Genomic DNA, 13,139 nt, shown 5'->3' with positions numbered 1-13,139 from the left:
AACCCCAAAAGGTCGCTTAAAGAGTTATCGCTTGGTTAAAATCAAGCCTTTTTATTATTGATTGTATAAAAAATGCTTTTTTAATATTTTTAGGTTTTTTAATCCGTAATCACAGCCAATAGTGGTTTAAGTTATCCCTCTATTTTATTGTTTTGTGTTGCGGGTATTTGGAGCATGTTAGGGTTTGGGGTAATAGCGGGTGGTTATCTTAAAAACGAGACAACCAACTATGAAACGATTAGTCATCATGGTTTTATGGTTCTCGCAACGCCACTACACTAAAATTTCAGCATAAGCTTAAAATCTTGCTAGCGTTTTCTTTGTGTATTTTTCTTGTATCCCATAAAAATCCCACAAAAATAAGACTTTGTCAATATCCAATGAAAACAGAGCCAAATCTTATATTTTTGTATTTTGATGGATATTTAAATCCATGAATTGATATGAATTTATTTGAGTGTTTTTTAATCAAAATACCTCACTAATCCAACTACAGATAAAATAATCATACCACCCAACCAAACATAATATGATATTATTGCTATCGTTATTAAAATATTGTCAATGATCTCGCACCCGCTCCACCCCACGACAACCAATCGTATTTTTTAGCAAAAAATTACGAAGTTTACTCTTCACACGCCGGTTTGGGGTAGCAAAAACGATAGCCTCTGCGCCTCACGGTTTCAACCGTGGAAATCCCTAAGGGTTTATCCATTTTTTGGCGGATTTGATTGATAGCCACTTCAATCACATTAGGGGTAACCATTTCAGGCTCTTCCCAAATAGCGTCTAAAAGCTGTTCTTTGGAGACGATTTGATCCCTATGTCTGGCAAGATGGGTAAGCACTTCAAAAGGCTTCCCTTTCACTTCAACTTCACGCCCCTTGTAAATAATCTTTTCTTCATCAGGGCTAATGGTCAAATCCCCAATTTCAATCACATTAGAGCCCCAAAACCTCAAACGAGCCTCAATCCTTGCGACTAAAGCCTTAATGCTGCGGTAAGGCTTAGCGATATAATCGTCCGCGCCCTGCTCAAACGCATGGACTTCTTCTTCGCTTGTAGGGTTATCAGAAGAAACTAAAACAACAATAGAAGAATGCTTTTCCTTGATTCTAGAAACAAAACTTAAAGCGTTTTTATCGCTAACCATAACTAAGTCATAATTCCTAATATCCATAAGGTATTCCCCATCCTCTAAACTCTCTGTTACATCAGCCATAAAGCCTTTAACATTTAAGCCCTTTTCAATTTCTCCACCTAAAACAGAATTTTTTTCAATCAGTAGAACGCGCATGGTGTATGGACTCCTGCATTTAAGAGTAATTCAAGCACTGATTATATCATAATTTTAAATTAGTTTAAGAAAATATTAATAAAAGTTATCGCTTGATTAAAATCAAGCCCTTGATTATTGGTTGTAAAAAATGCCTTTGAGCGTTTTTATGGATAATTTTTAAAACCATTTACTAAAAATCACCATTTTATTGTATAATTACAAATCCAACCATTCCTTATGGTTTGGTTGGCACCGCTAAGATTAAAGGGTCACCTCCCCCTCCTTTCCCTTTGTCTTGGCGGTTGTTTTTTAACTCCTTGTTTTAATCCTTTTTTAACCGCTTGATTACGATTTTAAGATTTTGTTCAACTAAGCTTGATTTTTAGGTAAAAGCCTAAGGTATGCGATCTCGCTAGGGGCTAAAAACCTTAAAGGAATCCCCCAATACCCTGCCCCACTGCTCACATAGATTTGAGTGGTGGGGCTGTGCTTGTATAAACCATGTAAATAGGTTTGCGCCAACTTGACTAAAAGGCTAAAGGGAAAGATTTGCCCTGCATGGGTATGCCCTGAAAGCACTAAATCTACAGAGTGGCCTTCTTTGAGGCTTCTAATTTGTTTGGGTTGGTGGGCCAAAAGGATCGTGGGCTTACTACTATCGCGCTTTTTTAAAGCTTTGTCAATATCAGGGGCAAAATTTTGACGCTTCCTTGCGAAATAATCATACACACCGCACAAATTGATCCCCCCTAAATGCACGCACTCATTCCCTAAAATCGTCAAATTAAGCGTGTCAAGAAACGATAAAATCGGCTCTATGCCATGATAATACTCATGATTTCCTGGCACATAAAAAGTGCCATGCGTGCTTTTAAGGTTGTTTAAAGGCAGTAAAAAAGATTTGACTTTTTCAATGTTTTCATCCACTAAATCCCCCCCAATCAGCACCATATCCACTTCTTTTTGATTGACTTCTTCTACAATGTAATCAACAAAATCTTTTTGCAACAAACTCCCCACATGCATGTCTGTGAGTAAAATAATCTTTAATTCTTTATCCAGCTTGTCTAAATAAATAGGGGTTTCTTTGATTTTAGGGCGGGCCAACCCTTCATAAAAGCCGCGCCAAAAATACCCTAATAACGCCAGATAAAACCCCAATTTTAAAAAGTTTTTTAAACTTTTACGCCTTGAATATAAAAAATCTATTTTTTCTATAGAGTAGGAAAACCCGTAAAAACTTAAAGAAAGGATAAAAACAATAAAAGATACAAACGAACACGCCGAAGTCAAAACAAACAAATGGCTAGGCATAGCATTTCTATAAAAAGCAAAAGCCGCCTCGCCTATGCTCAAAAGGATAAAAAACCCTAAATAAGCGTATTGAGAGATTTTCTTTAAGGTTAAAAACGATTTCAACATCCTAAAAGAACTATAATTCAAAAGACACAAAACCAATAAAAACGCTATGGAGATCAGCATACCACCCTTTTTGTAGTCATAATGTTCTACTATATTAGCATATTAACGCTAATACACCCTTTAGGTTTCATCGTGCTATTTCCTTTTTTATCAGTCTCAATCCACACAGAAAGAGAAAAGTATCCCTCCCTTTAAAAGAGTGTGAGTTTGGATATAATAATAAAAAATGCGCTTAAAACCATGAAAAAGGAGATGCGATGCAATTAGACGAAGATTTAGAATTCACCAAAAAAGTCTTTAACCCTAACAGAGCGTTTGCCAAGCAAGCCAGGATTAAAAACATGTGCGAATATAAGGATTTAGTGCATGAAGCCAATGAAGATTACGAGCATTTTTGGGGCGAGTTAGCCAAGCAAAAACTCACATGGTTTAAACCTTTTGATAAGGTTTTAAACAGCGATAACGCCCCTTTTTTCAAATGGTTTGAAAACGGCAAAATCAATGTTTCTTACAATTGCATAGACAGGCATTTAAAAGACAAAAAAAATAAAGTAGCGATCATTTTTGAAGGGGAAATGGGGGATTATAATGTCATCACTTACAGAAAACTCCACTCTGAAGTCAATAAAACAGCCAACCTTTTAAAAAACGAATTCAATGTCAAAAAAGGCGATAGAGTCATTATCTATATGCCTATGATTGTAGAAAGCGTTTATATGATGCTCGCATGCGCTAGGATTGGAGCGATCCATAGCATCGTTTTTGCTGGGTTTAGCCCTGAAGCCTTGAGGGATAGGATCAACGACGCTCAAGCCAAATTAGTTATCACAGCGGATGGGACTTTTAGAAAAGGCAAACCCTATATGCTCAAGCCAGCCCTTGACAAGGCTCTAGAAAATAATGCCTGCCCTAGCGTGGAAAAAGCGCTCATTGTGATACGAAACGCCAAAGAGATTGATTATGTGAGAGGGCGCGATTTTGTCTATAATGAAATGGTCCATTACCAATCCGATAAATGCGAACCTGAAATGATGGACTCTGAAGATCCTTTATTCTTGCTCTATACAAGCGGATCAACCGGGAAACCTAAAGGCGTTCAACACAGCAGTGCAGGGTATTTGTTATGGGCGCAAATGACGATGGAGTGGGTTTTTGATATTAGGGATAACGATAATTTTTGGTGCACCGCTGATATTGGCTGGATCACAGGGCACACTTATGTGGTTTATGGACCTTTAGCTTGTGGGGCGACGACTTTGATACTAGAAGGCACGATGTCTTATCCGGATTATGGGAGATGGTGGAGGATGATAGAAGAATACCGCGTGGATAAATTCTACACTTCCCCCACCGCTATAAGAATGCTGCATGCCAAAGGCGAAAACGAACCCTTAAAGTATAATTTAGAATCGCTCAAAGTTTTAGGAACGGTAGGAGAGCCCATTAACCCTACGGCATGGAAATGGTTTTATGAAAAAATCGGCAATTCAAAATGCAGTATCGTGGATACTTGGTGGCAGACAGAAACAGGAGGGCATATCATCAGCCCTTTACCGGGAGCTACGCCTATAAGGGCCAGTTGCGCGACTTTGCCTTTGCCAGGTATTCATGCAGAAGTTTTAAACGAAGACGGCACCAAAACAAAGCCCGGAGAGCAAGGGTTTTTATGCATCACTAAGCCATGGCCTTCTATGGTAAGAAACATTTGGGGCGATGAAAAACGATACATTGATAGCTATTTTTCTCAGATCAAGTTGAATGGGGAATATGTCTACCTCTCTGGAGATGGCGCTATCGTGGATGAAAACGGATACATCACTATTATTGGGCGCACAGATGATATTGTGAATGTGAGTGGGCATAGGATTGGCACGGCTGAAGTGGAGAGCGCTATTTCTAAACATGAAATGGTGGTTGAATGCGCGGTAGTGGGTATCCCTGATACGATTAAAGGAGAGGGCTTGTTTGCATTTGTAGTGCTGTGCGATGGGGCTAAATGCAATCTTGGCGAGAGTTTAGAATTGTTAAAAGAAATGAATCATATCTTATCCGTTGAAATTGGAAAGATCGCGAAATTAGACAATGTCATGTATGTGCCAGGTTTGCCTAAAACCAGGAGCGGGAAAATCATGAGAAGGCTTTTGAAATCTATCGCCAAAAAAGAGCCAATCACTCAAGATTTAAGCACGCTAGAAGATGTGAATGTGGTTAAAGAAATAATGAGTATCGTTCAAATGGAAGAGTGAAATCTAAAAAATGCTTTTTGGCGTTTTTTAGCCAAATAATGAGAGTCCAATTTCAATCAAGCGGTAATTTCTCATAAAGTGTAGGAACGCTACCGCTTCGCATTATTTCACCACTCAAAAAGCGTTTTAACTTTCTTTAAATCTTTATATTCCACGCTTTTGATAGCGTGATTCTCTAATTCAAAATCCGCACTCAAATCGTTAGCGTCTTTAAGAATAGCTTGAAAGCTTTCTTTATTGATGAGTTTGACTTCCACTTTTTCGCCTAAAGAAAGCTTGAAATGTTTGGGGTTTTTAAGCGTTCTTTCTAACCCCATGGAGCTCACTTCTAAAATATAAGCGTCTTGAATAAAATCGCACACATCTAATAAGGGCGAAATGATCTCGCTCACTTGTTGGCAAATGTCCAAACTAACCGCTCCATTAAGGTTTTTAAGGCTCACCCTTAAAACATGCTGCTCATTTTCTTTAACCAAACTCACATCATAAAGCAAATAACCCAAGCTTTCAATCACGCCCTCTATTTTCTCTTCTATTTTTTTAGTCATTACCTTTCCCTTTAGCGATTTCATTAAATATGGCGTCTAATCGGAGCTGCTTTTCTAAGCTATTGTCTGAAACAAAACTGAGTTTTGGGCATTTAAACCACCCGCTCGCTTGCAAAACAAATTGCCTGATCAAACCCTCAGCTTTTTTTAATTTGGAAAGGATTTTATGATCTGATGAAAGCACAAACACCAAAGCGTGGTGCTTCCCTTTAGAGCATTCCACTTTAGTAACGCTTAAAGAATTCAACTCGCTGTCATTCAAACTCGCTAAAGCCTCTTGCAGTAATTCTAAAAGATTGGATTCTAAGCGTTCTTTATGAGCGTTCATTAGAGGGTTCTTTTTTTATGGATTTCTTTATAGGTTTCAAACACATCGCCCACTTTAATCTCATTATAATTTTCTAGCATGATCCCGCACTCATAGCCCTTAGAAACTTCTTTCACATCGTCTTTAAAGCGTTTCAAAGAAAGGATTTCGCCGGTATGAACCACCACGCCATCTCTAATCAAACGCGCCTTAATGCCACGAGCGATCACCCCATCGCTCACCACACACCCGGCTATCGTGCCTACTTTAGGGATATTAAAGGTTTCTCTCACTTCCGCTTGCCCGGTATGCTCTTCTTCAATAATAGGACTCATCAAGCCTAATAACAGCGATCGCATTTCTTCAATCAAGGCATAAATCACCGTGTAAGTTTTAATGCTCACATTGTATTCTTTAGCCTTATTTTTCACATTACCAGTGGGGCGGATATTAAAGCCTAAAATCACGGCATGCTCACTGCTAGAGACTAGGCTCAAATCATTCTCAGTAATACCCCCCACCCCTGAATGGATCACTTGAATCGCCACTTCTTCGTTATTAAGCTCTAACAAGCTGTTTTTAATGGCTTCTAAGCTTCCTTGCGTATCCGCTTTAATGACTACAGGAATGTTTTTCAATTCCTTATTAGCGACCATTTCTGAAAGCTCATCAAAAGACACTTTAGTGCTTTTACTCAACGCTTTTTGGCGTAAATAAGTCGCCCTCTTTTGAGCTTGTAAGCGCGCGATAGAATCGTTTTCTACCCCTATTAAAACAGATCCCGCAGGCGGCACTTCGCTCAAGCCTGTGATGAGAGCCACCATAGAGGGTTTTAAATTTTGAATGCTCTTGCCTTGATCGTCAGTCATCGTTCTTACTTTACCAAACGCCGTTTCGGCAAAAAAACTATCCCCCACGCTCAAAGTCCCGCTTTGGACAATCACAGTGGCCACTGCCCCACGCCCTTTTTCCACGCTTCCTTCTAAAACAACCGCTCTAGCGCTACCCTCTTCTATGGCTTTTAATTCCATGATATCCGCTTGGATAAGAATGGTTTCTAATAGATTGTCAATGCCATCACCCGTTTTAGCTGAAACAGGGATAAACTCATGCTCTCCGCCCCAATCCACAGGGTTATAACCAAGCTCAGCGCATTCGGCTTTGAGTTTGTCCGGATTCACATTAGGCTTATCCATTTTATTCATCGCAAAAATCACAGGCACATTAGCGGCCTTTGCATGCTCTAAAGCTTCAATAGTCTGTTGCTTCACGCCATCATCAGCCGCTATCACAATCACTGCAATATCTGTTACTTGAGCCCCACGATTACGCATCTGGCTAAAGGCTTCATGCCCTGGGGTGTCAATGAAAGACACCCATTTGTTATTCTTTTCTACCATGTAAGCGCCAATGTGCTGAGTGATCCCCCCAGCTTCAGTGTGAGCGACTCTTTTATCACGGATTTTATCTAATAGTGAAGTTTTACCATGATCCACATGCCCCATGATAGTCACCACAGGTGGGCGCTCTTTTTTCACCCCCTCTAGCACTTCTTCTACTTCAAATTCTTCTAAGGTGTTTTGAACAGAAACTTCTAAATGAAACTCTTCGGCTAAAATTTCTATGCTATCCTTATCCAAAAAGTCGTTTTTAGTTACCATAAGCCCTAAATTAAAGAGGGTTTTAATCACATCAGCCAGATTCAAATTCGCTTTTTGCGCGAATTCATAGACGCGCACTTCTTCAGGGATTGCAATCGCGCTTTGGATCACTTTTTGGCTGTTATCGTTACGGAATACGCGCTTTTTTTTGGATTGTCGTTTGATCCCGCTTTCATTCATCCAAGGGTTTTTTCTTTGGACGCGCACCCTGTCGTTGATATTTTGGCGGATTTCTTTTTCTTCTTCTTCCTTATTGAGATTATCTTGTTCATGCAAATCAAACAATAAGATTTCATCGGTTTCATCATCATAAATATCATTGCCCTTAAAATCCCTCGCATCGCTAAAATCAATTTTATGGGATTTGTTGTTTTTGGCTGTGGGGGTGGGTTTGGGCTTACTGGGTTTTTTGGCTTTTTTAGCCTCTTGCTTGTCTTTTTCTTGCCATTCTTTTTTAATGTCTTCAAAAATAGCCGCCGCACTTTGAGTGGGTTTTTTGCTTTCTGTTACGCTGTTTTCACTTTCATTTTCTGTTTCATCGTTGCGTTTAATCACCCTAAAACCGGTGCGTCTTTTAATGTTTTCATGGCGTTTGATCTCTTGCTCTTGCTTTTTAACTTCGCTGATTTCTTTTTTAGCGTTATTAGCGTTATTGGTGCTGTTAGCGTTGTTAGCGTTGCTTTGGGTGAGCTTGTTTAGGGCTTCTCGGCTTTTTTGGATTTCTTGGAGCTTTTGCTTGGCTTTTTCTATTTGAGAGTGGCTAACCACTTTAGGGGTGTTTTCTACAGGGGGTGTTTGGTTTTCAAAAGTGTTGACAATCTCTATTCCTCCCTTTTTTTTGGCAATGGGCGTGGGAGCTTCTTTTTTCTTTTCTTTAGTTTTTTTGGGCTTTGGCTGGCTTTTTTCTTCTTTTTTGGGCGTTTTGGAAACCTTTTTGTTAAGAGATTTGGGCGTTGCGGCTGTATTCAAATCGTCTTTATTGTCTTGTTCAGGATTTTTAGTGGGTTGATTGGCTTGTATTTGTTCTTTAATGCCATCCACAATGTATTTGTATAGCTTGTTTGCTTCCTCTGGGGTCATTTTAGAATTTGTCTTAAGCTCTAAACCAATGTCTTTGGCTTGCTCGATCACATTTTTAAGCTCTTTTTGGGTCTTACCAAGCTCGGCTAAAAATTCTTTTAAATCAACCATCTCGCTCATGCTATGCTTCTCTCCTTAATCCAAGTAATGATATTTTTGGTATCTTTTGGGGCATTCTTTATTTTTGAAACCGCTTTCAACAACTTTTTTTCTCCATTTTTCAAACAATTTCCACACACATAAAAACTACGGCCTTTACCATCAAACTCCATGATTTGATTGTCAAAACTTTTCAAACGCAACAAATCCTTTTGGGGTTGGCGCATTCTGCACGCCACACACATGCGGATTTTAATTTCAGTCTTTCTCAATAAGGACTCCATCATTGTCAAAATCTAAAACCGCTACCCTAAATTTAGGGAATTTCTTGCTCAAAACCTGCTTTAATTTAGGGGCGTCTTCTTCATAACACATGTTAAAAAACGACGAACCGCTCCCTGAAAGCGTGCTCATTAAGGCGTTATTTTCTAAAGCGAGCTTTTGGATCGCAAACAACACAGGATAAGTTTGCATGCGCTTGTATTGATGCATCCTGTCTTTAGAACAACAACGCAACAAATCCCACTTCCCTTGCACAATCGCCATCGTCATCAAACTCGCATGCGAAAGGTTAAACACGCTTTCTTGCACGCTGTAACGCTTGGGCAAGAGGTGGCGCGATTGCTTGGTGGAAATGGCCCTATTAGGGATCACCATCACCGCTTTTAAAAAAGAAGGGATTTTGGTTTTTAAACTTATCACTTTCTTTTTTTCCACAAACGCTGCATTATACCCCCCAAAGACCGCTGGGGTGATATTATCCGGGTGGTTTTCATAAATTAGAGCGGTATTAAGAATGTTTTCTCTATCAAAATCAAACCCTAAAAACGCAAACGCTGAAGCGACCGCACCCACAATCATCGCCGAGCTAGACCCCATACCCCTTGTAATAGGGACTTTATTATGCAATAAAAATTTAAACGATCCGTCATTCCCATGCTTTTTTAAAATCTCATAAAACACTTTAGTGAAAATATTGTTGGTTAAAAACTTAGGAATCCCCTCACCCTCCCCAACCAATTTCACCGCATGAAAACTGCTAGGCTCAATAAAAAAACGATTGCGTAAATTCAAGCTCAAACCCAAGCAATCAAAACCGGGGCCTAAATTCGCACTCGTTGCAGGAACACTCACTACCAAATTTTAAACCCCTATTTTTGATACCCTTTCATTTTTAAAACTAGCATTATACACTAAATAGGAGGCAAAATGTAAAACGGCGTGTTCAATTGGGTGAATTTGTCTTTCTCTAAAAAAGAGGGCAACTTGAAATCTTTTGGCGCAATTTTCAAATCTTTAAAATCGGTCAAGCTTTCCCTTTCTTTTGAAACAAAGTATTTATTGGCATACGCCAAAATGGGCGTGTTGTCGTTAAAATCAAAGCCTGTAGTTGAATAGAGTTCAAAGTTATGGATTAAAGCCAAAGTGTGTAAGAAAACATGCGTGAGCTTTAGGCTAGTGAAACTCCCTGGCCCTTTAGCGTAATAAACCCCTTTAATCGCCGGTAAAGTAGGGTTTTTAAAATCCTTGAATAATTGTGAAAAAACTTCCACTAAAGCTTCACTTGTTTTTGATTTGGAAGTGTAAGAAGCACATAAAAAATTGTTTTGATACGCCCCAAGCAAAACCCCATCGCCTAAAGAGATAAGCACTAAATCCAATTCCAAAAAATAAACCCTAATTCAGGATTAAGCGAAAGCCTTTTGCAACGCAAATTCTTTAGCCGGATCTATAGCGATCAAAACTTCATAATTTTTAGCGTCTGCTAAAATGGCTTTAACCAGCATGGAATTGAGCTTGTGGCTGCCTGAAAAAGAAGTGTATTTGCCCATCACAGGCATGCCTAAAACCATCAGATCCCCCATAGCGTCTAAAATCTTGTGGCACACAAACTCCTTTTCGCACCTCAAACCCTCTTTATTCAAAATGCTGTTTTCATCCAGCACGATGCAATTATTCAAACTCCCCCCTTTCGCCAAACCAATGGAGCGCAAGTAATTCACTTCTTGCAAAAACCCAAAGGTGCGGGCTTTAGCGACTTGCTCTTTATAAGCGGTTTTACTAAAGACAAAATGGTGGGCTTGCTTAGCGATAACCGGATGGTTAAAATCAATCGTGAAATTCAAAGAAAGTTGGCTGTCTGGCTCAATTTTAACAAATTTATCGCCCTCTCTAATCTCAACGGCCTGCTTGATTTCCATCACTTTTTTAGGAGCGTCTAATTCTTTAATCCCTGCTTCATCTAAAAGCATGCAATAAGTCAAAGCACTCCCATCCATGATAGGGATTTCTTCGTTATCCACAGAGATCTTAAGATTGTCAATACCATACGCATGGATAGCTGAAAGCAAATGCTCAATCGTAGAAATTCTAGCGTTATCTTTACCCAACACGGTTGCCATTTTGGTATCCACGATGTTTTCAGGTTTTAAGGGGAGCTTCACGCCTAAATCAGAGCGGTAAAAAACGATGCCTTGATTTTCTTCTAAGGGTTCTAAAACAAGCTTCACAGGAACGCCCTTATGCAAGCCTATCCCTACTAATTCCACAGAGTGGTTAATGGTTGTTTGTTTCATAATACTTCCTTTATGTCTAGTATATCGTCATTTTTAGTGATTATTTTAATATTTTTATTTACCAAAAGCCGTTCAACCTCTTTTAAAGATAAAATTTTATTTTGAAAAACGATTTGAGCGCTCTTGACTTCTTTTAAAATCAAACACTCTCCAAAGCACACAATCGCCCCTTCGCAAACCCCATAAACCGACACACAGCCTTCTGAAATAATCTTCGCTCCATTGTGGATATTCCCCAAAAAAATAAGATGATTAGCGCTATAAATCTCTTCCCCACTCCTGATGTGGCGTTCATAAATCGTTGTCTTGGGTTCTGTTTTAGAATGATTGGGTTTTGAATGGTTGGTTTCTTCTTTTAAAGGCATGGTTTTGATATGGCGTCCGTTTAAAGCGCGATTTGTTTCTAAAAACAGAATCTGGTGTTTGCGCAAAATGACTTTGACTTCTGGTTCAATATCGTATTTAAATATAATGAGAAAATATTGCAAAAGGGCATGGTTTTTTTCTAAAAATTCCATGACCGCCTTAGGCTCTTGCTTTTCAATTTCAAACGCATGCACGTTTTTTTGATTCGTTTTTAACATGACTATCCTTTCATTAAAAGCCGTTTGGCTTGCTCTATAGGGGCAATGATATTGGTTTTTATCCATTGCTCATTAAGCCATTCATTGGGCCGGACAAAAACCCCTTGCAAAAGTATCCCTAAATGCAACCCAATCCCTAATTTCAAACCACTACTCCCCACGCTTCCATCATCCTTTAAATGCGCTAAAAAAACGCACAAACCTAACCCATAGCAATCCATTAAACTATTACCATAAAAATCCAATTCCCCCTTAAAAACCCTCTTCACCGATGGATCAAACGCTAAGGATAAATCCTTACTGGGCATCAAATCCACCCCTAAATGCAAGAATTTAAACAACACCTGATTATCCTTTAAAAACCGCCGATTTTCTAAAAAATTGCTTATCATTTTAAAAGACCCATTCAAGGGTTTTAACGCTTGAAAATGGGAAAAATCCTTATCAAAATCCCCTTGCTCTAAAGCGATCTTTTGGATTTTTTCTAAATCTTTTAAGCGCGCGTTGGAAAACATTTCCAATAAAGTTTGCTCAGTGTGATTTTGAAATTTTTCTTGCTTTGCAATCTTATCTTTTAAGGCGCTTAAATTTATATCCCTTTCCCTCAAACGATGGGTTTTTCGTTTGAACAATAAAGGGGTGGTATTAGAGTTATAGGCTTTATCTTTAGCGACAATGAACGCCTTAAAATCCTTATTCTCATAAGACCAAGGCACTAAAGCGATAAAAACATCACGCTGCTTGAATTCTAAAAGCCTGAACGCTTTAAAATCCTTTTTTTTGACGCGCACAAACGCTTGAGACAAATTCTTATCCAAAGCCTCAAAGATGACTATCGCGCTCCCTCCATAAGCGATGCTTGGGGATCGAGATAAAACACTAATTAGAGGTTTTATCGTATCAATACACACTTCCTGTTTGAAAGACGCCTTATTGCCATTGAAAAAATTAGCATAGCTCCAATCGCTCGCCTGAAATTCATAATCAAGGCACTTGTCTTCTAATCCCATGATTTCAGGCCTAATCAAAGGCACTTCTAAAGACTTGGGTTTATCCAATACCAGACTTTCTTTTTCATATAAGATCAAATTGTCTTTTGTGGTTACTTTTATCTCATAGCGTTTGATGCCCTTTGGGGCTGTGATTTTAACCTTAATGGGTTTTTTCAAATCCCAAAAAAGTGCTTCATTGTTATCATCAAACGCATTTTCTTCGCTCTTTAAACTAAAACTTAAAGCCTTGGGTTTTGTGATAAAGGCGTTAAAAATCAAATAACCCCCTAAAATCAAAACAACTAACGCTAAAATTTTAAACCCTAACCCCAAGATCAAGCC

General features: G+C 38.9%; 12 protein-coding genes and 1 pseudogene. 2 read left to right on the top strand and 11 right to left on the bottom strand.

From position 1 onward, the window contains the following. Positions 1 to 174 precede the first annotated feature (174 nt). Positions 175 to 437, top strand: a pseudogene (locus tag J5F42_RS07925) (hypothetical protein). A 191-nt stretch (positions 438 to 628) separates the two neighbouring features. Here J5F42_RS07925 and hsrA read toward each other — a convergent pair. Beyond that, entirely contained in the window at positions 629 to 1,300 is a 672-nt protein-coding gene (gene hsrA, locus J5F42_RS07070) for a response regulator-like transcription factor HsrA (RefSeq protein ID WP_001264984.1), read from the bottom strand. A gap of 351 nt (positions 1,301 to 1,651) precedes the next feature. Beyond that, positions 1,652 to 2,764 carry a metallophosphoesterase gene (locus tag J5F42_RS07065; RefSeq protein WP_042629858.1) on the bottom strand — a complete coding sequence of 371 codons (1,113 nt, stop codon included), beginning with the start codon at positions 2,762 to 2,764 and terminating at the stop codon, positions 1,652 to 1,654. 197 nt (positions 2,765 to 2,961) lie between these two features. Here J5F42_RS07065 and acs point away from each other — a divergent pair, with 197 nt between their 5' ends. After that, positions 2,962 to 4,950 (top strand): acetate--CoA ligase, encoded by a 1,989-nt coding sequence (acs, locus tag J5F42_RS07060; protein WP_097699565.1) that lies wholly within the window; start codon positions 2,962 to 2,964, stop codon positions 4,948 to 4,950. Positions 4,951 to 5,057: 107 nt separating this feature from the next. Here the strand turns inward: acs and J5F42_RS07055 are convergent, their stop codons facing one another. The 9 genes from J5F42_RS07055 to J5F42_RS07015 are packed head-to-tail and all read right to left on the bottom strand — an operon-like array spanning position 5,058 to position 13,130. Further along, the gene (locus J5F42_RS07055) at positions 5,058 to 5,498 is read right to left on the bottom strand and encodes a ribosome maturation factor RimP (protein ID WP_283491286.1); all 441 of its coding nucleotides are present in this window, start codon (positions 5,496 to 5,498) and stop codon (positions 5,058 to 5,060) included. Continuing rightward, positions 5,491 to 5,826: a 30S ribosome-binding factor RbfA gene (rbfA, locus tag J5F42_RS07050; RefSeq protein ID WP_108305125.1), complete on the bottom strand. Its 336-nt coding sequence runs from the start codon at positions 5,824 to 5,826 to the stop codon at positions 5,491 to 5,493. The genes J5F42_RS07055 and rbfA overlap by 8 nt, the downstream gene beginning before the upstream one ends. After that, positions 5,826 to 8,666, bottom strand: a complete 2,841-nt coding sequence (gene infB / locus J5F42_RS07045; protein ID WP_283491285.1) for a translation initiation factor IF-2 — start codon at positions 8,664 to 8,666, stop codon at positions 5,826 to 5,828. The genes rbfA and infB overlap by 1 nt, the downstream gene beginning before the upstream one ends. Next, complete coding sequence (locus J5F42_RS07040) at positions 8,663 to 8,917, bottom strand: DUF448 domain-containing protein (RefSeq protein WP_001232480.1); 255 nt, start codon at positions 8,915 to 8,917, stop codon at positions 8,663 to 8,665. The genes infB and J5F42_RS07040 overlap by 4 nt, the downstream gene beginning before the upstream one ends. Next, complete coding sequence (gene thrB / locus J5F42_RS07035; RefSeq protein ID WP_000261723.1) at positions 8,904 to 9,785, bottom strand: homoserine kinase; 882 nt, start codon at positions 9,783 to 9,785, stop codon at positions 8,904 to 8,906. The genes J5F42_RS07040 and thrB overlap by 14 nt, the downstream gene beginning before the upstream one ends. A gap of 53 nt (positions 9,786 to 9,838) precedes the next feature. Next, the gene (locus J5F42_RS07030) at positions 9,839 to 10,312 is read right to left on the bottom strand and encodes a tRNA threonylcarbamoyladenosine biosynthesis protein TsaB (protein WP_283491284.1); all 474 of its coding nucleotides are present in this window, start codon (positions 10,310 to 10,312) and stop codon (positions 9,839 to 9,841) included. Between the two features lie 21 nt (positions 10,313 to 10,333). After that, positions 10,334 to 11,221, bottom strand: coding sequence for a UDP-3-O-acyl-N-acetylglucosamine deacetylase (lpxC, locus tag J5F42_RS07025; RefSeq protein ID WP_021175359.1), 888 nt, complete (start codon positions 11,219 to 11,221; stop codon positions 10,334 to 10,336). Beyond that, positions 11,218 to 11,805, bottom strand: coding sequence for a septum site-determining protein MinC (minC, locus tag J5F42_RS07020; protein ID WP_198973072.1), 588 nt, complete (start codon positions 11,803 to 11,805; stop codon positions 11,218 to 11,220). The genes lpxC and minC overlap by 4 nt, the downstream gene beginning before the upstream one ends. A gap of 2 nt (positions 11,806 to 11,807) precedes the next feature. After that, positions 11,808 to 13,130, bottom strand: a complete 1,323-nt coding sequence (locus J5F42_RS07015; protein ID WP_185080584.1) for a M23 family metallopeptidase — start codon at positions 13,128 to 13,130, stop codon at positions 11,808 to 11,810. Positions 13,131 to 13,139 lie beyond the last annotated feature (9 nt).

Origin of the sequence: Helicobacter pylori, from assembly GCF_030062585.1 — a bacterium.
GTDB classification, from domain to species: Bacteria; Campylobacterota; Campylobacteria; order Campylobacterales; family Helicobacteraceae; genus Helicobacter; species Helicobacter pylori_CN.
The sequence above is the reverse complement of the archived record's forward strand: the minus strand, read 5'-3'. Positions and strand labels throughout refer to the sequence as shown.

Bases quoted from the DNA above. Each gene is read 5' to 3' on its own strand.
- acs (WP_097699565.1), top strand. From the start codon at position 2,962: ATGCAATTAGACGAAGATTTAGAATTCACCAAAAAAGTCTTTAACCCT.
- lpxC (WP_021175359.1), bottom strand. From the start codon at position 11,221: ATGAAACAAACAACCATTAACCACTCTGTGGAATTAGTAGGGATAGGC.
- J5F42_RS07055 (WP_283491286.1), bottom strand. From the start codon at position 5,498: ATGACTAAAAAAATAGAAGAGAAAATAGAGGGCGTGATTGAAAGCTTG.
- J5F42_RS07065 (WP_042629858.1), bottom strand. From the start codon at position 2,764: ATGCTGATCTCCATAGCGTTTTTATTGGTTTTGTGTCTTTTGAATTAT.
- infB (WP_283491285.1), bottom strand. From the start codon at position 8,666: ATGAGCGAGATGGTTGATTTAAAAGAATTTTTAGCCGAGCTTGGTAAG.
- rbfA (WP_108305125.1), bottom strand. From the start codon at position 5,826: ATGAACGCTCATAAAGAACGCTTAGAATCCAATCTTTTAGAATTACTG.
- hsrA (WP_001264984.1), bottom strand. From the start codon at position 1,300: ATGCGCGTTCTACTGATTGAAAAAAATTCTGTTTTAGGTGGAGAAATT.
- minC (WP_198973072.1), bottom strand. From the start codon at position 11,805: ATGTTAAAAACGAATCAAAAAAACGTGCATGCGTTTGAAATTGAAAAG.